The sequence below is a fragment of the Streptomyces sp. ActVer genome (assembly GCF_027270795.1).
Lineage (GTDB): Bacteria > Actinomycetota > Actinomycetes > Streptomycetales > Streptomycetaceae > Streptomyces > Streptomyces umbrinus_A.
On record NZ_JAPWHT010000152.1, the window covers coordinates 1 to 21,247 of the forward strand.

The 21,247-nt window shown below is 67.7% G+C and carries 19 protein-coding genes and 1 pseudogene; 8 read left to right on the forward strand and 12 right to left on the reverse strand.

Annotation, left to right across the window (positions count from 1 at the left end):
• From O3Q52_RS24285 to O3Q52_RS24330, 10 genes are all read right to left on the reverse strand, one after another.
• On the reverse strand, positions 1-1,066 hold a 1,066-nt coding region (locus tag O3Q52_RS24285), incomplete at its 3' end, for a lanthionine synthetase C family protein (protein ID WP_269650876.1).
• Positions 1,063-4,113: a lantibiotic dehydratase gene (locus O3Q52_RS24290; protein WP_269650877.1), complete on the reverse strand. Its 3,051-nt coding sequence runs from the start codon at positions 4,111-4,113 to the stop codon at positions 1,063-1,065. The genes O3Q52_RS24290 and O3Q52_RS24285, both read right to left, overlap by 4 nt.
• An 87-nt stretch (positions 4,114-4,200) precedes the next feature.
• Positions 4,201-4,407, reverse strand: a complete 207-nt coding sequence (locus O3Q52_RS24295; protein WP_119581090.1) for an FxLD family lanthipeptide — start codon at positions 4,405-4,407, stop codon at positions 4,201-4,203.
• Positions 4,408-4,465: 58 nt separating this feature from the next.
• Positions 4,466-5,689 (reverse strand): methyltransferase, FxLD system, encoded by a 1,224-nt coding sequence (gene fxlM, locus O3Q52_RS24300; protein WP_119581089.1) that lies wholly within the window; start codon positions 5,687-5,689, stop codon positions 4,466-4,468.
• Positions 5,690-5,927: 238 nt separating this feature from the next.
• A complete protein-coding gene (locus O3Q52_RS24305) occupies positions 5,928-7,289 on the reverse strand; it encodes a phosphotransferase (RefSeq protein ID WP_269650878.1) in 1,362 nt (453 codons plus the stop codon).
• 306 nt (positions 7,290-7,595) lie between these two features.
• Entirely contained in the window at positions 7,596-8,438 is an 843-nt protein-coding gene (locus O3Q52_RS24310; RefSeq protein ID WP_119581087.1) for an SAM-dependent methyltransferase, read from the reverse strand.
• The gene (locus O3Q52_RS24315) at positions 8,428-9,597 is read right to left on the reverse strand and encodes a methyltransferase (RefSeq protein WP_119581086.1); all 1,170 of its coding nucleotides are present in this window, start codon (positions 9,595-9,597) and stop codon (positions 8,428-8,430) included. Before O3Q52_RS24315 ends, O3Q52_RS24310 begins: the two co-directional genes overlap by 11 nt.
• Entirely contained in the window at positions 9,594-10,085 is a 492-nt protein-coding gene (locus O3Q52_RS24320) for a helix-turn-helix transcriptional regulator (protein ID WP_269650879.1), read from the reverse strand. Before O3Q52_RS24320 ends, O3Q52_RS24315 begins: the two co-directional genes overlap by 4 nt.
• 312 nt (positions 10,086-10,397) lie before the next feature.
• Positions 10,398-11,177 carry a DUF6415 family natural product biosynthesis protein gene (locus O3Q52_RS24325; protein ID WP_269650880.1) on the reverse strand — a complete coding sequence of 260 codons (780 nt, stop codon included), beginning with the start codon at positions 11,175-11,177 and terminating at the stop codon, positions 10,398-10,400.
• Positions 11,178-11,637: 460 nt separating this feature from the next.
• A complete protein-coding gene (locus tag O3Q52_RS24330) occupies positions 11,638-12,072 on the reverse strand; it encodes an ATP-binding protein (protein ID WP_269650881.1) in 435 nt (144 codons plus the stop codon).
• A 695-nt stretch (positions 12,073-12,767) separates the two neighbouring features.
• Between O3Q52_RS24330 and O3Q52_RS24335 the strand changes: the two genes are divergently transcribed.
• Positions 12,768-14,225: a helix-turn-helix domain-containing protein gene (locus O3Q52_RS24335; RefSeq protein ID WP_269650882.1), complete on the forward strand. Its 1,458-nt coding sequence runs from the start codon at positions 12,768-12,770 to the stop codon at positions 14,223-14,225.
• Here the strand turns inward: O3Q52_RS24335 and O3Q52_RS24340 are convergent.
• Positions 14,215-15,027 (reverse strand): alpha/beta hydrolase, encoded by an 813-nt coding sequence (locus O3Q52_RS24340; RefSeq protein ID WP_269650883.1) that lies wholly within the window; start codon positions 15,025-15,027, stop codon positions 14,215-14,217. The genes O3Q52_RS24335 and O3Q52_RS24340 overlap by 11 nt on opposite strands.
• Positions 15,028-15,195: 168 nt before the next feature.
• On the opposite strand from O3Q52_RS24340, the pseudogene O3Q52_RS24345 reads away from it, so the two are divergent.
• The 7 genes and pseudogenes from O3Q52_RS24345 to O3Q52_RS24375 form a co-directional block, all read left to right on the forward strand.
• Positions 15,196-15,300 (forward strand): annotated as a pseudogene (locus O3Q52_RS24345) (GNAT family N-acetyltransferase); the annotation flags it as partial.
• Positions 15,301-15,515: 215 nt separating this feature from the next.
• Complete coding sequence (locus O3Q52_RS24350; protein ID WP_269650884.1) at positions 15,516-16,907, forward strand: Tat pathway signal protein; 1,392 nt, start codon at positions 15,516-15,518, stop codon at positions 16,905-16,907.
• A gap of 38 nt (positions 16,908-16,945) precedes the next feature.
• Positions 16,946-17,419, forward strand: coding sequence for a TrmO family methyltransferase (locus tag O3Q52_RS24355; RefSeq protein WP_119581081.1), 474 nt, complete (start codon positions 16,946-16,948; stop codon positions 17,417-17,419).
• 186 nt (positions 17,420-17,605) lie between these two features.
• Positions 17,606-18,397 (forward strand): aminotransferase class IV family protein, encoded by a 792-nt coding sequence (locus O3Q52_RS24360; RefSeq protein WP_162948198.1) that lies wholly within the window; start codon positions 17,606-17,608, stop codon positions 18,395-18,397.
• A 155-nt stretch (positions 18,398-18,552) separates the two neighbouring features.
• Positions 18,553-19,020, forward strand: coding sequence for a gamma-glutamylcyclotransferase family protein (locus O3Q52_RS24365; protein ID WP_269650885.1), 468 nt, complete (start codon positions 18,553-18,555; stop codon positions 19,018-19,020).
• Positions 19,021-19,092: 72 nt separating this feature from the next.
• The gene (locus O3Q52_RS24370) at positions 19,093-19,974 is read left to right on the forward strand and encodes a phosphotransferase family protein (RefSeq protein ID WP_119581079.1); all 882 of its coding nucleotides are present in this window, start codon (positions 19,093-19,095) and stop codon (positions 19,972-19,974) included.
• 8 nt (positions 19,975-19,982) lie between these two features.
• Positions 19,983-20,540, forward strand: a complete 558-nt coding sequence (locus tag O3Q52_RS24375; RefSeq protein ID WP_269650887.1) for a GNAT family N-acetyltransferase — start codon at positions 19,983-19,985, stop codon at positions 20,538-20,540.
• A gap of 135 nt (positions 20,541-20,675) precedes the next feature.
• On the opposite strand, the gene cutA is transcribed toward O3Q52_RS24375, so the two are convergent.
• On the reverse strand, positions 20,676-21,002 hold the full coding sequence (gene cutA / locus O3Q52_RS24380) for a divalent-cation tolerance protein CutA (protein WP_269650886.1): 327 nt from the start codon (positions 21,000-21,002) through the stop codon (positions 20,676-20,678).
• Positions 21,003-21,247 lie beyond the last annotated feature (245 nt).

A 21,247-nucleotide genomic window follows, 5' to 3' on the forward strand; every position in this document is an offset into this window, starting at 1 on the left:
TGGCGCGCAGGGCCGGGGTGGCGGCGTCGTGGGCGGCGCGGAAGGCGGTCTGGTAGACGCCCGCCCAGCCGTGGCACAGGCCGGCGTCGGTGATCTTGGACAGCTGATCGGGATCGGTCAGACAGCGGACCAGGGCGTCCTCGTACAGGCGCTGGCGATCCGGGTCGCGGCGGGCGAGGGCGGCGAGCTGCCCGGCGCGGGCGATGCCGGGGGTGCCGTAGCACCAGCTGGGCCGTGCCGGGCCTTGCTGGGCGGGTCGGCCGGTGCGGAGTTCACCGAGGCGGAGGTGCTCGGGCCACCAGGATCCGGCGGGGCCGTCCTGCCGCCACGTATCGAGCCAGTGAAGGATGGTGTCGACGGCGTCTTCCTGACCGTCGACCCTCACGCCTTGGCGCAGGGCGCGGGCAAGGAGCAGCAGCGGGCCGGTAATCCCGTGGGCGGCTCCGAAGTTGGCGTGGCCGGCGGGAACGGTGGACGGGGTGAGGTCGGGCTGGTGATCGACCCACCAGCCGGGCAGCATCCCCTGGTCACCGTGCCGGATGGGGCGGGTCAGCCGTACGAGGTAGGCCAGGACGCGCGCCATCGCGGCGCCGGACGGAGACCGGCGCAGCAGGTACGCGCCGATGCCGGTGAGCCCGTAAAAGATGTCGTACTCGCGGAAGTTGGCTGGACGCCCGTGGCGCATACGAGTCCGAGCCGCGTCGCATCTGCGGTGGGCGAGTTGAGCCACGTGGTGGTCCAGGGCTGCCAGCGCGTCCTGATACCGGGGCGCCTCGGCGGTGACGGCGCAGTCAAGCATGAACGCTGCCGCAGGCGCCCCCAGGTACAGGCCGCTGGTGTCGGCGGCGCTGACGGTGGTGGCGACGGCGGTCTTGATCCAGAGGTGTGCCTGCTGCCAGGTGCCGTCTCCGGTACGGGCGCGCTCGATGTGCAGGAGCGCGGATCCCGCGGCGCCGGCGGCCAGGTCCTGCGCCGCCCAGGGCTGGTCTTCGGGCGGCGGGACGGGGGTGGCCAGGTGGCGGGCGAAGGCGTCCGCCACCACGGCCGGGCTGGTTGCGGTGGTCACGGCTGCCGCTCCAGGTGTCGCAGGGCGCAGGCCCGGGCGAGCCTGCCGGTGGCGCGTTCGTGATCGGGGTCGACGGGCAGCGCCCGCACGCAGTGCTCGTGGAGCAGCGACAGCAGCACGCTGTCGGAGTTGTGCCCGGTGGCCAGCTGCTGCCGGTAGGCGGTCAGGGCGGCAGCGCGCTGCCGCCAGGCGGCGGCGACCTCGGGGCCGCCCGGCAGGGCTTGGAGAGCGGTGTGCTTGGGATCGGCCAGAGCCTGGGCCAGGGCGATTCGATCCCGAGGTATGGGGCCGCGTTCTTGAGGGAGAGTGCGGGTCAGCCAGTCCGACGCCTGATCTGCGTCGCCGATGAACCGCACCGTCAGGTCGAACATGCTCGCAGCCGTCAGGGCCTGCCCCGTGGCGGCGTCATCCGCAGCGGCACGGATCTGCGCCACGCCGGCGGCCGAGTCCGCGGCGAACACCAGGTGCGCGGCGTCCAGAGCGGGGCCGTGCCCGTACGGGCCGGTCTGAGGCGGGTAGGTGGCCAACTCCAGGCGGGACGCCAGACGTTGGCTGCTGAGGGCGTCTGCCCAGCCGGTGACCAGTTGGGCGGCCGGACCGAAGGCGGCTGAATCGGGAAGGCGCAGGTACAGATCCAGATGCTGGTCGGAGCCCGGGCGGGTTGTGCCGCGATGGCGCCTGAACCACCAGAGCGGCATGGTGGCGAACTGGTCGAGCAGAGTGGGCAGGTGGCCGGACAGGATCTCGTCGTACCGCTGGGGGTGTGCAAACAGACGGGCATACAGGACGGTGGGCTGGCCGGGCGTCCCGGGGGCGGCGGCAGCGGCCTCCGGCAGGCGGGGCGGGTCGGCGGGGGTGGAGTTCGCCAGAGGGATCAGGAGCTCGTGGGGGCGGCCGATCCATGCCCAGTCCCGCGCAGTGGTGCTTTCGCGCAGTTCGACAACGCGGTTGCGGTCCACGCCGGCGCGCAGCAGCGCCCGGTGGATGCGCTGGTCGAGGTCGAGGGGCAGCTGCTGGCCGTCTTCGACCAGAGCAAGGCGATCGGGGACGCAGAGCCGTTCGCGCCATCGGGCCAGTGCCTTGTCCCAGTCGGCCATGGGGGCGGACCGGCCGGGCAGTTCCTCGGCGGACAGCAACCAACGGGCAGGCGCGAGGATCGTCCGCTTGTACCGCACACGTGGCAGGTACGGCAGGGTGGCGGCGACGCCAAACGTGAACGCCCGGTAGGCGGCATTGCGGGCGGTGGTGATCTCCGCCAGGAACCTGGCGAGCGGCGGTGTGTGGACGGACGCTTCCAGCGCATGGGTGACGCGAGGCTCGACGCGCTGCCCCGTTGACCTGCGCAACAGATAGAACCGGCGGGTATCCGCAGTCACCGCCAGGTCGTCGAGCGGGATCACGCCGGGGCCGGACTCGTGGTGCTGGCCGAGAGGGATGGTGAAGGGCAGGACCTGCACGGTGCGGGCGATGTTCTCGTTGCGGCGCCGGCGAGGGGTGAACGACAGCTGCGCCGCGATGGCGCCGGGGCCGGCGGTCGCGTACGAGTCGGTGAGCGCGGTCTGAGCGGACGGCGGGAGCAAGTGCGCGAACCGGCCGAGCATGCTGCTGCCGGGGCGGGGGGCGCCGGTGACCAGCAGCCGGTAGTCGCCGCCCTGCACGGCCTCCAGAGTGGGGGCGTGGATCTCCACAGCGATCTCAGCCCGGGGCACGGGCAGCAGCGGTTCGGTGTGGTGGGCGGTCAGGTCGGCAATCGTCGCCCGGGTGAGGACCAGTTCACGCCTCCCACCGAGCATCGCCCCCTGGAGCAGGCGCAGGATCTTCTCGTCCCGGTCGGTCACCTCATATGGCGGGCGGGCGCGCTCGGAGCCCAGGAAGCCCGCGGGCAGGCCGAGGCCGCTGTCCGCGACCAAATCCAGTACGGGCACGAGGGCCTCGTTGCCGTACCGGTCCAGGAACTGCTGGTGGTAGTCGCACCAATGCCGATACCCGTACGGATGAGGCGACAGCTGGTGCATGACCTGGGCTGCCTCGGCGGCTTCGGCCAGGAGGGCTTCGGGGATGTAGGCGGTGCAGTCCAGTGCGGCGTCGACCAGCAGCGGGACGCGGCCGGTGGCACTCACGCGCTGCATGCTCTGCGTCAGCGGGTCTCCGAGCGTCCAAGGGGCGACGGTGTCCGGGTGATTCAAGCCACCCCGGATCGAAGCGAGCTGGGAGGCCAGCTCTGCGATGTCGGGTATGCCGGTGGCGTCTGCTTTCTCCAGCTCATCGCATATGTGGGCGAGCGTGTCGACGGACGTCATCGGGGGCCACAGGCTGCTGATCAGGATGTGCTTGCTCAATAGGTCGGAGATCAGGCCGACGAGCTGCTCGGGGCGTGCGGTGGGGAACTGCCCGGACAGACGGTGCACGAGCAGCTCGTACGGGATCGGGGCGCGGGCAGCCTCCAGCACGGCAGCCACTGGCCGGGTCAGGCGGACCGACAGCTCGATGGGGGCGTAACCGGAGGTGTGCGCGTCAGTCGGCATCCCGTCCACCACGTGCCGGTTGCCGCGGGAGCGGCCGGTGTTGTTGGCCACGACCGTCAGCCGGGCCAGCAGAGCGGGGTGGCTCTCCAGGCGGGTAATGACGTCCGTCAGCCAGTCGGAATCAGGCCGCAGAACAGTCCGGTACCCCTCACCCCACAGAATGTGGGCGGCTTGAGCGGACTCAGCGGGGGCGACGCCGGCGAATACCCCGAACGGGGTGGGCCGGTGGTTCCACCGCAGGAGGTACGCGGCAACAGACCGGACGGCCCGCCTGATACGGCGGCCGTCGGTGACGGTGCCGTTCAGGATCTCGGCGACGCGCTGACACAGGACGGGGCTGGCTGCGGACAGCGCCGTCGGCACTGGAGCGCGCCATACCTCCTCCAGCCACTGCCGACCACGGATCGTGGCGTCGTCGCCGTGCAGGTCAAAGTCCGGCACAGGGATCGGCCGGGAAGCGGTGGAGGCGCGCAGCAGCATTCCAGGCTGCCACTGATACGTGAGGGGTACTCCGTGGGCCACCGGTGTCCCTTCCTGTTGTGGGGTGCGCGGACGGGGGGTGCCGGGGCGGCAGCGATGATCGGCTGTCGCCCCGGCGGACGCCACGTGTCAGGCGGCGTCCTCGATGGAGGACTGGCAGGCGCTGGCCCCGTTCACGCAGGTGTTGCCGCAGCCGTCGCTGGTGGGGCACATGAAGACAGTGAGGGGGCTCTCGGAGATGACGACCTTGATGTCCAGCTCGAAGTCGTCTTCGGCGAGGCCGTCGACCGGCAGCACGGCCGGGGCGGTGGGGTGGTCGAGTACGGCAGTGGTCATGCGATCACTCTCTTTGTCCGATGGGATGGTGCAGAACGCCCTGGCCTAGCGCCGCGGTTCAGACGGCTGGCCAGGAGATCGAAATCCGGCTGTGCCTCTTGTCGATGATCCGGTCGCCGGTGATCCGGTCATCGGGCGTGCCCGCCGGGTAGACGGCGATGCGCGGGCCGTCAGCGCCGCGGACCTTTTCGCCCCAGGTGCGGACGATGTCGGCGATTCGCTCAGCGAACTCGGCCGCGTCGGGCCCGAAGGCGTGGACGCCGTACTCTGCGGTCTTCTTCTCGGTGTCGCGGCGCACGACGGTGTAGGCGAAGTGCGGCCCGTCGATGGCGACCATGGACCAGCTGCTGCCCGTGGGGCCGATCTTGCCGGTGGCCAACTCGGGGTTGGTGGACATGAAGCAGTACGTCGGGACCTGCGTGGACAGGTACATCTGGAGGGTGCCGATGGGCTCCTGGCTGGCGACGGTCACCCCGGTCCACGTCTCGGCGCGGGCGCTGTTCAGGACGCCGTCCAGCAGCGAGGGGTTGGCGGGCAAGCCCTCGTCGAGGCGCAGCGTGAGGCCCTCCTCTCCGGGCAGCTGCATGACCTGCTGCGTGTGGGAGCCGGCGCCCTGTGCCGCCACGAAACCGCACACGTGGGCGCTGGTGGCGACGAGGTGGTCAGCCTGCCGGACGAACCCGTAGGTGCGGGTCAGGCCGTTGATGCGGAGCGGCACGACGAGCCGGCCATCGTCCTTGAGCTGGTCGATCCAGGCGGGCGGGATGTCCCAGGCGCCGACCGTCACCACGATCGCGTCGTAGGGGGCGTGCTCGGGAAGGCCGTTCTCGGCGTCGGCGACGACGACGTTGACGCTCGCGTAGCCGGTCTCGGTGAGGAACCGCTTGGCTCGGTCGGCGGGCGCGGGGTCGATGTCGACGGTGGTGACCTGACCGGTGGGCCCGACCAGCTCCGCGAGGTACGCGGCGTTCGGCCCGTTGGTGCCGATCTCCAGCACGTTGTCGCCCGGGCGGATGCCGGCCTGCTCCAGCTGCATCGCCTGGATCTGCGGAGCGGACACTGAGCTGGTGTGATTGCCGTGCTCGTCCTCCTGCGTGATCACGGCGTTGTACGTGCTGTATGCGTCGCTGAGCGATGCCTCCGGTACGGCAAGGTGCCGGGGCACCTTGCGCATGGCGGCCTCGACCGCGGGCGACACGATCGTGCCGTCCGCCTTGAGCTGGTCGACGACCTTGTTGCGGAGCCGGGTGGCCTCGTCGGGGGCCACGGTCACATCGGTCATAGAGGGGTTCCTTACGGGGCCTCGTGCGCCTTCGCCTCCGGCGTCGGCGCCAACTGCAGGGTGGTTCGGCGATGGATGCCGGCTGGCGGAAGCCGGCGTTTGCTCAGCGCCCCAAGGGCAGCTCCTGAATCCGTTCGAAGGTGTAGGTGTGGTGGTCGGGACCGGTCGAGCTGCCTGCGCCCGTACTATCGCCAGGCATGCTCATTGACCCGCTCCGATGTCGTGGGATCGGATGTCGTCATGCCTCCTTTCGGAGCCGGTGCAGGGTGCGATGCCCGCGCTCGACGAGTTCGGGGTCGCCGTGGGTGGCGCCGTACTGGATGCCGCTGAGCGCGTCGAGGGCCGACAGACCCTTGAGCGCTTGGGCCTCGTCCGGGGACAGCGTGCGGCCGTAGCCGTCGAACAGGGCGGCTTCGAGTTCGGGCGCGTCAATCCAGGTGTCGGCGATGCGCACGAAGTCGCTGACGAGGGGCCCGATTTCCGCGCGTTCCCAGTCGATGAGGGCCAGGGTCCCGTGGTCGTCGAGCAGCAGGTTGCGCCGCTGTACATCACCGTGGCGACGGCCATGAGGGACGGGCGGGACACGGGGCAGGTGCAGGGCGAGAGACCGCACCAGCGTCTCCTCTCCGGGCTCGAGGAGCCCGTCGGCTGCCGCGAGGTGCCGCTCCAGCTTGGCCAGCCCGCACAGGGCCTGCGCCATCATCGGGGGCTCGCCGAGGTGAAGGGCCCGCAGGAGCTGCCCGAGCTGGCGGTAGACCGACTGCCAGGCGGCCATGCTCAGGTCGGCGCCGTGGAGTACGCGGCCGGGAAGCGCAGTGACGATCACGGCGAGCTGTTCGGGGTCGGCGGCGACGAGCTGCGGGGCGCGGTCGGCTCCGAGGGCTGGGGCCCACTCTCTCAGGGCGCCCACCTCACGCTGGTGAAACTTGGGCCCCTGGTGAACCTTCAGGAACCAGCTCCCGCTGTCGCGTCCGGTCAGCCGCCACACGCGGGAAGCCTCCCGCGCCCAGGAGGCATCCGTGGCTCCCTTCAGCGGGCCGATGGTCTGCTCGGCGAATGTGCCGAGCTGCTCACCCAGTACGGCGTAGGGCTCCGGCGCCCGCGTGGGCAAGGGGTGCAGACGGCTTGGCCCGTTCGCGTCGTAGACGATCGGGTCGTCGGGTTCCTGGAGATGCAGGGCGAAGGAGTGCCCGTCCCGGTACGCCTCCAGGCCGGCCCGGCAGTACGCCACCATGTCGGCGGGCAGGTCGTGGAGGGCAAACCAGTCCAGCTGTGAGCAGCGGTCCGGTTCGGCGATACGCGGGACGCCGAACCACCGGGTGACCTCGAAGAACCAGCCGGTGCGGTTGTGACCCTCGGGGCTGCGGTGCTGCATCACCAACGCGACGCTGACATCGGCCGGCCGGATGATGATGCCCAGCTCCTCCTCGGCTTCCCGGACCAGCCCGGTGACCACGTCCTCGAAGTCTCCGTCGAGGTGCCCGGAGGGCATGTGCAGCAGGCCCGAGGCGTAGGTGTCTCCCGCCCGCCGGCTCAGCAGCACCTCGCCGCCACGCCGCAGGATGAGATGGACGTCGACCGGTTCCCGGTGGCGCTGCACAATGTCGTCCCCGCCCCGATGCGAGGCTGCCTGCCCGTTCACCGCTGGCCTGCCAGACGGGGGTGCGGCCGACGTCGACTCGCGTGCGGGCACCGCGGCGTGGCGTCGGCGAACCGCCCCACAACGAGGTTTACGGGAACGCGCGCGAACGCGCGGGTGTGGGGCATGCGGATCTCCGGGGTGCAGACGTGACGTCCAGCGTCAGTGACCGCGACGCCCGGGTGCCCGTTTCCGGACGTCACGGATTCTATCCGGGACACCATTGAGAGTTGGCTGGTCACCGGCTTGATCACGCCGATCTGCTGATCACACAGCTCGGCCACGCGCGGACTCCTTTCGGGCCGTGCCGGCGTACGACGCGGCCTGGGGCAGGACCGGGTATTCGAGTGCCAGTGTCTGTGGCGCGGTCAGGCCCGGGGAGCTCAGTTGCCAGCCGTCGAACAGCCGGGCGATCTGCTCCTTCGTCCGCAGGTGGACGGGGCAGCCGGCCGCCGTCATGGTCTTGGCGAATCGGCGCACGGGCTTGCCCGAGACGTCGGCGGTGGCGTGCGTGACGACGAGAGCGCTGCCGGTGGCGGCGACGTGCTTGTACTGGTCGACGAGGACGGCCAGGGGCCGCGCCACGGTGTCCTCGATGTGGTGGAGCACGCTACCGAATAGAAGGATGACCGGTTCTCGCCAGTTGATCGTCTCCAGGATTTCTCTGGAAGCGAGAACCGACTCGGGGTCGCGTACGTCGGCGCACAGGCTCTCGACGACAGCGAGCGCCTTGCCCGTCATCATTGCGTCGGCGTGGGTGTGCACCAGCACGTCGTTGTCGATGCACACGGCGCGGGCATCGGGATGAATGCGGGTCAGGACATCCACCGGCGTGGGGCCGTAGGGAAGGCCACAGCCGAAGTCGACCAGCTGCCGGATGCCCGCGATGGCCAGGGCCTGCACCATCAGGAGCACGTACATGCGCTCGTGGCGCACGGCGCTCTCCAGGAACGGCATGCGGTCGGCCGCCCGACGGGCCCCGTCACGGTCGACGATGTAGTGGTCTCGCCCGCCGAGCAGGTAGTTCTGCATCCGGGCGCTAGACGGACGTGCCTGCAACTCGGCGATCGCTGCGGAGGGGTGGAGGAGCATCGGATGATCAGGTCGCATGCCGCTCCACCTCGTTAGTGGTCGTGTGGAGTTCGGGCAGACGCCACGACGGACCGCCCGGTGCACCGAGCCACAGAGTGTGTTCGGTCTCCGTGATCGTCACGCCCAGCTGCTCAATCTCTGGTTCTCCGGCCGCGTGCCACTGACCGAACGCGTCGAACAGATCGGAGCCGAGATCGCGCGGCCCCCACTCGTAGATGCGGGGGGAGTGGAGGAAGACCACCGCCCGAGACGCCTGGTGGTCATGAATACGCAGGCGGTCGGCAACGTCGCCTTCGAGCTGCGCAACGCCGCGCACGACCTGCAACCGAAGGTCAGGGCGAAGCAGGCCGGCGAACAACCGGGCCGCCGACCGTACGTGCGCCCCCCTCGCGTCCAGGGCTTCCGACGCCCTCGGGCTGCCCTGCGACTCGACGGAGGTGCCCTCACCAGGGCGGTGCTCGCGCAGCCACACGGTCTGCGGAGCCGGTCCGGCGTGGAAACGGCCACTGGCCGAGGCCCCGTCCCGCGCCACGGTCAGGACGAGCAGCGTGCTGGATCCGCCCAGCGCGGTACGGACCGGCAGACACAGTCGGCCACCCGGACGAACCCGGGTGACCCACTCCCACGGCACACGGCGTACCGCACGATGGCACAGGAGCCCGTGGAACGAACCCGCCGATCCCAAGACCCCAGCCTCAGACCCGCTGACCACCCGAACCCGCGGGTAGGGGCGTAGACGCTGCCGGGCGATCTCGGCAAGACGTTCTGTGTCCGCGACCGTCACCACCTGGCCGCCCTGGAGGCGGTGGTCCAACAAGGCTGCCGTCCAGCCGCAGTCCGTTCCGATCTCGGCAACGGACGTCCCCGGTACGGGAGCGAGCGCGGCCAGGCGCGCCGCGGCGTCTTCTTTGGACGGGATCACTCCCGTGACGATGCCCGGGCCGCCCTCCCCACCGTCGTCGACGTCGAACACGAGCATCTCGGAGCGATGGACGAACTTCGCCCACTCGCCGACGTTCTTGCTCCTGTCCACCCGGCGCCAGCGACCACCTCGGTGCGTCCGGATCACGTGGGGCACGAAGTCCTGCCGCCGGTCGCAGGTGAACGCGTCCCCCGCGTGCTGGTGAACGTGGCCACTGCCCGGTCGCAGGCTGCCGGCCTCGACGCGGGCGTTCATGCCTGTCCTGCCATGGCGACGACGTCTCCGGAGTTTTGACGGTCGATGGCGGGGCCCAGGAGACGGAACTGCCATCCTCGCGTGACCGCGTGTGCGGCCGAGGCAGCACCCAGCGCCCGCAGCAGGCGTCGAGCGTCCTTGCGCACGTCGTCCAGCGGACGCTTCTCGCTGGCCGCGATCTCCTGGACGGTCTGTCCGCCGGCGAGCCCGGCCAGGACGGTGCGCTGCTCCTTGGGCAGCTCGACGGCGTAGTCCACAGGCCCGGGGACGTCCAAGTGCCCGCGACGGTAGGCGAGGTCCACCATGCTCGCCCGCTCGGAAGTTCCGAGCTTTCCGCCGATCCGGAGGATGTACGTCTTGACCGTGCTGTCGGACACTCCCATGTCGCAGGCCGTCTCTGCGGTCGTCTTTCCCTGAGAGATGCCCAGCAGAGCCTCCCGCTCCTGAGGGGAGAGCGGTGGCGAGATGGTCTCGTCCGGGGCCGGCATGGTCGTACTCCTTTGGTGTTCTGGCACAGTCGTCGTCTTATCGGGGCCGGCCCACTTCGCTGGTCGGCTGGTTGGGGCGTGAGCTACGAACCGCCGTAGAGCTGCAGGGCGAGTTCGGCGAGGACGTAGACGGTGGGCAGGCTGATGGCGGTAGCGAGGAGGACGGTGCCCCGGTGCTCGCGAGCCTGTCGCCAGCCACGTCGAACGCGCCCTGGGGCCGGCTCGTCTTTGCGGGGTGAGCCCGAATTCGGTGGGGCGGCCGGAACACGGTGAATCCGCTGAGGAGGCGCCGCGCGATAGGACCCGGTCATGTCATGCACCGTCCCGCTCGCAGTCCTGTTCGGCGTAGCGCACCAGGGTCTCGGTGTGGACGGCGAGACGGTATGCGTGCTCCCTCGCCGCCTTGAGCCCCTCTCCCGGAGCGACGTCGCGGGCCTCCTGCGAGCGTTCGATCGCCTCACCGCATGCGGACCACCCGCGACTCCCGGCGGCGAGCGATTCCAAGTGGATCGAGACGTAGGGGACGAGCGTCGTGACGTAGCCGCTGAGCGCTCGCGTGACCGCCGCGAGGGTGTGCGGATGCGGGTACACCCCCCCGTGCTCCCAGGACTTCGCCGCACGAATGGCTTCGCGGATACGCGTCGAATCGAACCCGGCGCACACAATCCTGCCCCAGCCGTCGACCATGTCGGCAGAGGCGTCGACAGCAGGAAAGACGGCGAGCAGCTCCCGCCCGACCTCGGACATCCGCCGGTGCAGGGACGCCGCACGCACGGTGTCGCCGGGAATCTCTTCGTCGAGTAGCGCACGCACGCGTATGACCAATCGAGCGTCTTCCAGAGGAGGCTCGTTGGCATCGACAGGAACGACTGCTCCGAGTAGTCGCATCAAGTGACCGCGCATGAGGAGCAGTTGGACGTGTCGTTCGTCCGGGTCTTCGCTGACGGAGGCAGTCTCGGCGAAGACCAGTCTGGTCACTTCGCGGTGAAGGGTCTCCTGCACCCCGACAGGCGATGGTCCAGGTGTGAGGGTCGATACAACGGTCCTCAGGTCAAGGCTCAGTTCCCTGAATGAGCCCTCCGGCCAGGACACGCCGTCCACCTGCCCACTGCCGACTGGGTGGGCCGAGGCCGTGGTGCGAGGCATAAGGGTAACTCCACTAATCGAATACGAAGTTAGCGATCGGGGTGTCACCTCGGCGGCCCTCAAGGAGGAGCCGCCGAGGCATTTCGAGCCGCCACTCGCCGACAAGGGCGGTTCGTCCGGGTGAAGCACGGCGCAGCGTGCTACATGGGCATCGTCCAAGGGGCCCGCAGACACCGGTACCGCGCCGCAGGACCCGGTCGGGACGTCCTGGGACGTCCCACTGGTTGCACAACCATCAGGGCCGAACGACCCAACAACGGTGAGCCGTTGCGGCTGGGTCGTTCCGTCGCTCCCCCAGACGACCCTGAAATCTCGGGAGGGGACGGCGATGCAGGTAGTGGACTCACTACTTCGGTGGAGCATCGCCGGCTTAGTCCTGAGGCAGCTTCTCGCGTGACTGCGATCATCACGACCTCCTCGTAGGAACGCCGAAGACGCACCACGTCGACCTGCCGTCGGCGCTGACGCCCCAGTCCTGTGCGAGGACGGCAACGAGGAACAGCCCGCGGCCGGAGACATCTTCGTCGTCCGCAACGGTGAGCTTGGCTGGCGCCGGGTTGCCGTCTGTGACTTCGACCCGTACCTCTCCGCAGGAGTAGAGGACCGTCAACTCGATGTCTCCGCAGCCGTGTTCGATGGCATTGGCGACAAGCTCGGAGACGGCGAGCACAATGTTCTCCGCGGTCGGCCCAGGTACTCTCCACAGCCGCAAGTGGGCGGCGGTGATCCGCCGCATGCGTCCGACTCGGGCCTTGTCCGGGGTGAAGGCCACCGCGAAACCGAGGGCGGTTTGGTGCACGAGTTCTGCTGCGACCATGGCGACGGCCGTGGCGGCGCTCATCGGGGGCCGGTCCCACCGTGCCACTGCGGGCCGACGCCGCCCAGCAGTACGGCGCTCGAGACAGTGGATCTGCCAGTAGAGGAGTTCATGTGGGGGTGCTCCCGCTCGTCGAGTAGCCGGCCTACAAGAGCGAACCGCCTAATCCCGGTGACTGGAATGGGGTCAAGAGATCGGAGGTGGTCAAGGTGGTCAAAGATCGTCTGCGGACATCGACGCAGCGGGTGGCGTGGTGCGCGCGGGATGGGCACGCATGGCCGCTGCCTCGTCAACGTTGTGCGTTTGGCATGGATCCAGTGCACAGCGGTCTGCGCGGCCAACTCCCGTCGATTGACGACGGGTTCCCGGGTCCATGGTGGTGCTCCCTTGCTGTCGATTGCTGGGCGAAGCACGGTTAGGAGCATGAGGGCCGCGAACCCTCTTGCGTCATTGCGTCGTTGTATGAGCGGGTATGCATGAGACGCATGGACCGCCGGACAGCGGACATCTAGCGTCTCTAGGCTTGGGCTCCCAGAGCGGAGCGCCAGACGAGCGGGGTACGGCACATGGCAACTGGGCAGGTTCGGCACTGCGCCTGTGGCACGCGGTTGGCACGGGACAATTACGCGAACCGGTGCGCCCTCTGCCTCCGTAAGGACCGGGCTCATGCTGTGGCCTCCCCGCCCGTTGTGCCCCCGGAGTTCTGGCAGCGGCCCACCATGCGTGAAGCGCTGAGTAGTTGGCACATGGGCCGGGTGTTCTACGCCTATCGCACGCATCCGTGGCATGGCCGTGTGCTCTCGCAAGAAGCCATGGCGGTATGGCTCGGACTCAATCAGGCGCAACTAAGCCGTATTGAGAGCGGCAAACCTCCGCAAGACCTCAGCAAACTCATGAGGTGGGCGCATAGCCTGCGGATTCCGGCAGACCTACTGTGGTTCAAGTTGCCCAGGTCAATGCAGGAAGTTTCTACCGAGGCTGTTCCTGTAGTGCCACCACCCGAAGAAACGTCGTCCGCTCAGAAAGAGGCTCCGCAGGTCGGCGTGATGCTGCCGATCGTTATCCACGGCCGGACAGTCCTGGTGCCGGTAAACGCTGAGACCCTTGCAGCGAGCGGTTTGGGCACGCTACTTGGTCACTCGGCGGACAGCACCGCCACGGACGCACGCAAGCGAGACCCCATGAGCCCCATAAACCGCCGCGACTTGCTCAGGACTGGCGTAGCAGCCGCCGCGCTGCCTGGCCTCGGGCTGGAAGAGCTAGAGCACATTGCGGCTGCGCTGGACGATGCCCGCTACCTCGACGGGCCGGTCGTTAGCTACTTCCGTCGCCAACTCGAACAAGCCAAGCGCGACGACGGGGCGCTCGGCCCGAAGAAGACGTTGCCGGCTATGCTCGGCATATTGGGTGCGATTGAGGGCCATGCTCGGGACGTGACGCCGCGTGTGCGCCGTGAACTCCTCGCCGTCGGTGCGGAAGGTGCAGAGTTCACCGGATGGCTGTACCGAGACATTCAACAGCCGCAGGCGGCCGTCTTCTGGTATGACCGCGCAATGGAGTGGGCGCAGGAAGCGGACAACGCAGCCATGCAGGGCTACGTACTTCTCAAAAAGTCACAGATGGCGTACGACGAGCGTGATGCCCTGCGCATGCTGACGCTTGCCGAAGCTGCCAGCAATGCCCGCTGGCAGCTGCCGGTCCGTGTCCGGGCCGAAGTTACGCAGCAAGAAGCGCTAGGCCGCGCCATGGTCGGGGACCCGCTCGACGTGGTGCGCGGCAAACTGGACACGGCACAAAACCTCTTGGCCAGCGTTCCCGAGGAGGAGCCAAACAGTCTCGGGGCGTACTTCACGGGGCACACGCGCCTGCTCCGCGATGCAATTACCTACACCGAGGCCGGTAAGCCGAGTCTCGCCGTCGATCTCTTCAGCGACGTACTGAGCACGGGTAGCCTCTCCCGCCGCGACACGGGCTTTTTCAATGCACGACGGGCGGCAGCATTGGCGCTCAGCGGTGAGCCTGATGAAGCCGCGAAGGTCGGCAAGGAGTCGGCCGAAGTGGCGCGCGAAGTGAAGTCAGAGCGCACAGTGCGCGTCCTCGGGGAGGTACTTCTGACCCTTGATAGGTGGCGTAGCCGGCCTGCGGTTCGCGAATTCCGTGAGTTGCTTACTGCCTGAGCCACTCGATCACGGTGCGGATGACGAAGGCTTGGTATCCCTGGCTCTTGGGGTTCAAGTATTGCGGGTCATCATGGACAGCGAAACCGTGCTGCGAGCCCTCAACGGGCACGAGCTCAACCGGTGCCGTGAACTGCTCGACAGCAACGCGCGAGGACTCGTACGGAACGAGCGTGTCAGCCGTGCCGTGCACGATGAGAGTTGGTGCTTGAACCTCCCCGAGTGCTTCATGGGGATTAAGCCAAAACACCTCGTTGAGAATGGGCCGCCCGTGGCGGAGCGTTGGCGTGAACTGAAGTGCGCCGCGCTCGTTGAGTTCCTGGGCGGCTTCCTCGCTGATGACGTCATCTGTCCAATACGGCCGACTGTCGATAGTCCGCCGCTTGTAGTCCAGCTGAGGATTGAACAGCACGAGCCGAGTAACTTCGTTCGGCCGCTTTGCGGCGTAGTAGGCGCAGATACCGCCGCCGAAACTCGCGCCTAGCAACGTGATTTGTTCGGCCTGAGTCGCTTTGTGGACGTGCGCAAGCATGATGCGAATGTCGTTGAGGATTGTCGAGAGCGTTAGCTCTTCCTGCCGTCCTTCACTCTCGCCATGGCCGCGTAGGTCAAACCGGAGTGAGGCGATACCGGCGTCAGCAAGGCCGCCTGCAAGCCGCGTGAAGAAGCCGCCTTCTTCACGGGTGACGCCTCCGCCGTGCACAAGCACCACGGCCGACGGTGTCGGTTTCTGGGGACGTACAAGGGTGCCCGCCAGGTGCAGGCCGTCAAGGGTGCGAACGCTCACGCTGTTAGTCGCCATGAGGGCAAGCGTAGTTATCAGCTCACGGTGGCAAGGACCTCCGCCGTAGAGTGTTCCTCGTCGACTCCACGCATCCGAACGTCCATCGACGGGACTCCTCGATCCAGCTCACGACCTCGGGCGCTCTGGTGCCCGTGGCCTCGATGGTTTGCCGTGTTCTGGCGAGCGCGTGCGCAGGCTCTGTACGAGCAGTGGGGCTATGAGAAGCAGGACGAGGCCAAACCGTCCGACGACTCCCCGCTGTACGCCGTCATGGTCAAGCGTCCGACCTGAGACATCAAGAGGGCCGCGCCCGGCTCCTCTCCCACCGACCTGAGCCCGGCCGCCTTGAATGACCAGAGGTTGCCCCGTGAGGTGACTTTCTGCCACATGTCGAACGTGGGCGGCTAGTTGAGTCTAGCGTTGGAGCTGTGGCTGGCCTTGGGCTTCCAGCGAGCGCAGGTCGGTCAACGTGGTCAAAGATCGAGTTCACTGGTGGGGGCGCAAGGATGGCGCGCGAGCGGAACGAGAAGCTAGCCGCACTGCTGGAGGAAGCTCACTGGTCACGGGCCCAGGCTGCCGCGGCGTACAACCGAGTCGCCGAGGAGACACTGAAAGGCGAGGTCCGGGAAAACTCCAAGATCGGGCGCTCCCACGTGAGCATGTGGGTGGGAGGCACCCAGCCGACGGGAATCGCACCGGTTATCTTGTGCCAGGCGCTGTCCCGCCGCTTGAAGCGTGAGATCACGCCACAAGAGATCGGGTTCGCAGCTTCCACCTCACCAGCGCAGGGGGCGCTGGACTGGCGCGTCGATCCGTTGATCACGCTGAACGACATAGGGAGTGGCGTGGACCCGGACCGGCGCCGCCTGGTGGCAGGCGGAGTGTACTCCGCGGCGGCCCTGATCCTGCCGGACGAGACGTGGTGGGACGCCATGTCGCGGCCACCAGCCGAAGAGCCGTCGACGGGCAAGCGCGTCGGCCGGGGAGACGTCGAGACCGTACGGGAGCTGACCCTAGCGTTCTCGCGCATGGACCAGCGGCGTGGCGGCGGGCACGGCCGGCGCGCGGTCGACGAGTACCTGCGGAATGAGGCCCACAACTTCCTCCGGGGCAGGTTCGCTGACGATGAGACCCGACGTGCCATGTTCGCGGCCTCCGCCGAACTGGCGTATCTATCGGGTTGGATGGCCTTCGACAACAGCGAGCATGCGATCGCGCTCCAGCGCTTCAATGCCGCGGTGAAGCTGGCAGCGCGCTCCGGCGACGCACCCCTGATCGGACACATACTGCGGGCCATGGCGCACCAGGCACTCGACCTTGGTTTCCGACGAGAAGCCCTTCAGATCGCGCAGGCTTCGGTGCACGGCGAGCGGTACGCAGCCGCCACGCCCCGGGAACGTGCTCTCTTGGGTGTAGTGCACGCGCGGACTCTCGCTGCGAATGACCACAACCAAGAGGCGGTCCGGGCCCTGCTGCGAGCGGAGGACAATCTGTCGAACGCCCATGACGGCATCAGGGAGCCGGACCGCACGTTCTTCTTCGGTGAGGCGTCGTTGGCACACGAGACCGCATGCACGCTGCGGGATCTCGGTGATCACCAGAGGTCGATCAAGGAGTTCCGGCGCTCCGTGCGCACGCGTGGAACTGCGTTCCGGCGGACGCACGCGGTGACCCTCGGGTACATGGGCGCGACGCAAATCGCACAAGGTGGCGTCGAAGAAGCCTGCGCGACATGGACCAGTGTCCTGGACGCGATGGAGGACGGGATCTACTCCGGCCGTGCGCGGCAGAGGGTCGTCGAGATGCGACGACTTCTGTCGCCCTACCGGAAGCGCGGCATCCCCGCGGTGGGCGTACTCGATGCCCGTGCGTCCGCATATCTGGCCCAAGTAGATTGATCGCAAGTGTCGTTGAGACGGAGTCGAAAGGCTGGGCCATGGCTTTGGAGATCAAGCCGATCGGGGAGGTTGTCGCGGGCCGTACGGAGGTCGCCGATGACTATTGGGGTGGCGTCGAGTCGGTAATTCAGCTCGATGAGGATGAGTTTCCGCTCGACTCTGTGCAGGGGCTGGAAGAGTTCTCTCATCTGGTGGTCGTTTGGCACTTCGACCAAGCGTCCCCGAGCGACGTCGAGTACCACGCTCGCAGCCCGCGCGGAAACCCGCAATGGCCGGCAACAGGCACCTTCGCACACCGCAACCACCGGCGCCCCAATCAGCTCGCACAGTCATTCCCCCGCCTGTTGGGAGTCGACGGCCTCCGTCTGCGGGTGACCGACCTGGACGCCGTGGTCGGCACCAAGATTTACGACCTGTCTCCGTTCTTCATCGAGATGGGTCCGCGCGGCCCGGTTCACGAGCCCGCGTGGCCTGGCGAGATGCTGGAGAGCTACTGGGCAGAGAAGGAGTGATGAGGAGCGCAGATCGGCTGGGGTCGGGACGTCGTCAGTGACCTCGATCCGCAACTCGCTGTCCGTGGTGGTGGACCCGGGGGCCCACGTCTCCGGTCCGGTGCTCGACGGCGTTGGTGACGAGCTCGGAGACGGCGAGTGACCGGGGTTGCCGCAGCAGCGGACGGTCCTGACATGCTGGGCCGCATGGCAACTCTTGATGGAAAGCCGGTGTCCGCAGACGACTTGCTCCCCCTGGCCCTGACCAACTTCGGTCACTTCACGTCTATGCGCATCGATGGCGATGGCACCATCCGGGGCCTCTCCCTGCACATGGAACGGCTCGTACGGGATTGCAAGACCGTGTGGGGCGCGGATCTGGACACCACGCTCGTTCGCGAGTACGTCCGCCGGGCCCTGGAGGGGCAGAGCAGCCCGTGCGTCGTCCGCGTCACGATCTACGACCCAAAGGTGGAGATGGGGCACCCGGCCAACGCTGACGAGCCGCACATCATGGTGTCCGTGCGGGGTGCCGGCGCTCTGCCCCCGGAACCGCTGCGCGCCATGAGCGTGCCGTACGAGCGCGACCTGCCGGAGGTGAAGCACGTCGGTCTCTTCGGTGCCCTGCACGCCCGTGGGACAGCGCAGCGCGCGGGGTTCGGCGACGCGCTGTTCGTCGGCCGCGACGGTCTCGTGAGCGAGGGCGGCACCTGGAACGCTGCCTTCATCGATGGCAACGGGACTGTGGTGTGGCCGCAGGCCCCCGTGCTGCCCGGTGTGACGATGGCCCTGCTTCAGAAGAACGCCAACGGCGTTGAGCACCGCACTGTCCCCGTCACCATCGACCAGGCCAAGCGTATGGCGGCGGTCTTTGCGACGAACACCAGCATCGGGGTACGCGCCCTGTCGGCGATCGACGACAAGGAACTGCCGACTGTTCACCCTGTGCTGAGCGCGCTCCGCGAGATGTACCTGTCCATCCCCGGTGAGACCCTGTAGCTGTACCGCCCAGCGGCTGGCCATGCTGTGCGCGGCTTCCCGGACGGGACGCCCATCCCGAGCGAACCACGCGCGGCCGGTTCACCGTGCCACCTCCGTTGTCACATGAAGGAGACGGCATACCCGTGCCGCCGGATCACGACTACCTTGCAGGCATGACCTTGGTCCAGCCTTCCAGCCGTCTCGATCGCCTCTCCGATGCGCCTGGCGAGCTCTTCGTTTACGGCACGCTTCAGTTCGCTGTCGTCCTCGAAGCTCTGTTGGGGCGAGTACCGGCCTACATTCTTGCTTCCGCACCGGGGTGGCGCGCTGCCGTGCTCGAAGGCCGGGTCTATCCCGGACTCGTTGCCGCGCCCGGAACCGCCGCGGCCGGCCTCTTGCTCACCGACCTGACCGACCAGGAATGGACGTTGCTCGACTCGTTCGAGGACAACCGGTACGAGTTGCGGGAGGTGGCTCTCTCGACCGGCGGCAACGGGTTGGCGTACATCTGGCCGGACGGGGAGGTGCGGCCAGAGCACTGGGACCGAGCCGAATTCGAGAGTCTGCATCTTCAGGCTTACGCCGCTCGGTGTGCCCGGATCGGCCCGAGGCTGGCCGCAGGCGAGCCCAAGGGCGAGTAGGCAGTCCGGCGCCAGGCTGGTCAGGCGTTGCAACCCTCACCAGCACAAGCGGTTCACGACTACCTTGCTGATATGACGATCTCGGCTGTACCCGCCCGTGCCGTATTAGAAGAAGCCTGCGCTCTTGCAGACTTCGACCCCGCAGGCGCCGAGCCTGTCCGCCTCGCCGAGAATGAGATCTGGCGTCTCGCCAGCAATGTAATCGTCCGTATCGCCCGCGCTGGCCAGTGGAAGGCAGCCTTGCGTGAGGTCCTCGTGGCCCGGTGGCTCGCCGACAATGGAGTGTCGGCCGTGCGAGCGTTGCCGTTTGAGCAGCCCATCGAGGCCGGAGGCCAGCCCGTGACCTTTTGGGCCGAGCTCCCGCCGCACGAGATCGCCAACGTCATGGACGTCGTGACGCTGCTGAAGCAACTTCACCCATTGCCGGTGCCGGACCTGCCGCTCGACCGGCTGGACCCGTTCGTCCGGGTGTCTGAGCGGATCCAGGCGGCCACGTCGCTGTCGGAGGACGATCGCGCCTGGTTGCGGGACCGGCATGCGGAACTTCGCGAGCAGTGGGAGCGCCGGCCCCAGGGCCTGCCCGAGTGTGTCGTACACGGTGATGCGTGGGTGGGCAACGTCGTACGTACGACGGACGGGCCGGTACTGCTGGACTTCGAGCGGGCCTCCGTCGGGCCGCCAGAATGGGATCTGGTCTCGATCGCGGTCAAGGTGTCCACGACCGGTACTGTCACCGCAGCGGAGTATGCCGAGTTCTGTGCTGCGTACGGCATGGACGTCACACAGTGGGAGGGGTATGACCTCCTCGCTGGAGCCCGTGAGTTGCGCATGACCACCTATGCGGCCCAGCACGCCGCAACGCGCCCGGTGTGGCAAGCCGAGGCACAGTACCGCGTCGACTGCCTGCGCGGCCGTGCCGAGCCGCGTCCCTGGAGCTGGAAAGGGATCATGTGATGTATTCCATGCATCCGGTCGGACGTTCTGGCCCACGCCTTGCTGTGCGTGAACTCGCCCTTGAGGACGTGGATGCGGTGCTGGCCATCTACGGCAGCCCCGAAGCTACGGAGCACCTGTCGTTCGAACAGCGTAGCCGTGAAGAGGTGACCCAGATGGTGGCCAGGTCGATCGCCTCGGGGAAGGCGACTCCGCGCATCGAATACGCTCTCGCCGTCATCGAACGGGACACGAACGAGCTGATCGGGTTCGGCCGTCTCGCTGCCGATCCGCATCAGCAGCGAGCAGCCACCACGGGCTTCGCGCTGCGTCCAGATGCCTGGGGCGTCGGATACGGCGTGGAGATGGTGCGGTTGCTGCTCAGCGTCGGCTTCGACGATTTGGGCCTTCACCGCATTTGGGGAGCGCGGTCTCCTCTTAACGACGCTTCGGCCAAGACGATGGCGGCTGTCGGGATGGTTGAGGAAGGAGTGATCCGCGAGCACGTTTTGAAAGCTGGCAGATGGCGGGACTCCGTAGTGCACGCGATCCTCGATCGAGAGTGGCAGTCCGCCACGCCGGTGTAGGACTCCTTCCGAACCCTGGGGTTAGCAAAATGGGAGGCCGCATTGCCGCCCGATGCCGTGGCTCAGACGCGGACGTCGGCCCGGTCGGCGAACAACCCGGCGTCGTCAAAAGCAACCGGACGCTCATCCTCCGGCTTACTTTGCGGTCGATTCGTCGACCACCCACGACAGGTAGGCGTCGGACCCGCCAACAATTGGCAGGACGACCCACTCCGGAACCTCATAGGTGTGTTCCTGGGCCACCCAAGTCTCAAGCTCCGGCAGAAGATCGGAGGACGTCTTATATGAGATCCGCCATTCGCGGGTGGTTTCGATCCTTCCCTTCCACCAGTAGACCGCGGTCAACGGCGGGTCAATGTGGGCGCCGGCGGCTAGATGGTTCTCGACTGCGCCTCGCGCCAGGACCATCGCTTTGTCCTCGTCGTCGATGGTCGTCTGTGCGACAACGATCTCGTCCGCCATGCAACTGGCCTGCCTTCCTCGTCGGCGTACCTCGACACTATCCAGCCCATCTTCCAATCCTCCACGCCTCATGATTCGTAGCACAGGCACTCCTTGCGGACGAGCTACTCGGTGCATGTGGCGTGGATCCTGGCTTCGTTCTCGGCTAGGGGCTCGGCGAGCTTTGCGGGGTCTTCGAATTTAGTGGGGGTGTGACGGTGACGGCCTGACGGTTGGTCACCGTCTGTGATGGGCCTGCAGTGTGG

Coding starts and splice junctions, on each gene's coding strand:
- O3Q52_RS24375 (WP_269650887.1), top strand. CDS start 19,983: ATGCATCCGGTCGGACGTTCTGGCCCACGCCTTGCTGTGCGTGAACTC.
- O3Q52_RS24320 (WP_269650879.1), bottom strand. CDS start 10,085: ATGCCGGCCCCGGACGAGACCATCTCGCCACCGCTCTCCCCTCAGGAG.
- O3Q52_RS24365 (WP_269650885.1), top strand. CDS start 18,553: ATGACCTTGGTCCAGCCTTCCAGCCGTCTCGATCGCCTCTCCGATGCG.
- fxlM (WP_119581089.1), bottom strand. CDS start 5,689: ATGACCGATGTGACCGTGGCCCCCGACGAGGCCACCCGGCTCCGCAAC.
- O3Q52_RS24310 (WP_119581087.1), bottom strand. CDS start 8,438: ATGCGACCTGATCATCCGATGCTCCTCCACCCCTCCGCAGCGATCGCC.
- O3Q52_RS24335 (WP_269650882.1), top strand. CDS start 12,768: ATGCGTGAAGCGCTGAGTAGTTGGCACATGGGCCGGGTGTTCTACGCC.
- O3Q52_RS24340 (WP_269650883.1), bottom strand. CDS start 15,027: ATGGCGACTAACAGCGTGAGCGTTCGCACCCTTGACGGCCTGCACCTG.
- O3Q52_RS24355 (WP_119581081.1), top strand. CDS start 16,946: ATGGCTTTGGAGATCAAGCCGATCGGGGAGGTTGTCGCGGGCCGTACG.
- O3Q52_RS24295 (WP_119581090.1), bottom strand. CDS start 4,407: ATGACCACTGCCGTACTCGACCACCCCACCGCCCCGGCCGTGCTGCCG.
- cutA (WP_269650886.1), bottom strand. CDS start 21,002: ATGGCGGACGAGATCGTTGTCGCACAGACGACCATCGACGACGAGGAC.
- O3Q52_RS24360 (WP_162948198.1), top strand. CDS start 17,606: ATGGCAACTCTTGATGGAAAGCCGGTGTCCGCAGACGACTTGCTCCCC.
- O3Q52_RS24350 (WP_269650884.1), top strand. CDS start 15,516: ATGGCGCGCGAGCGGAACGAGAAGCTAGCCGCACTGCTGGAGGAAGCT.
- O3Q52_RS24330 (WP_269650881.1), bottom strand. CDS start 12,072: ATGAGCGCCGCCACGGCCGTCGCCATGGTCGCAGCAGAACTCGTGCAC.
- O3Q52_RS24315 (WP_119581086.1), bottom strand. CDS start 9,597: ATGAACGCCCGCGTCGAGGCCGGCAGCCTGCGACCGGGCAGTGGCCAC.
- O3Q52_RS24370 (WP_119581079.1), top strand. CDS start 19,093: ATGACGATCTCGGCTGTACCCGCCCGTGCCGTATTAGAAGAAGCCTGC.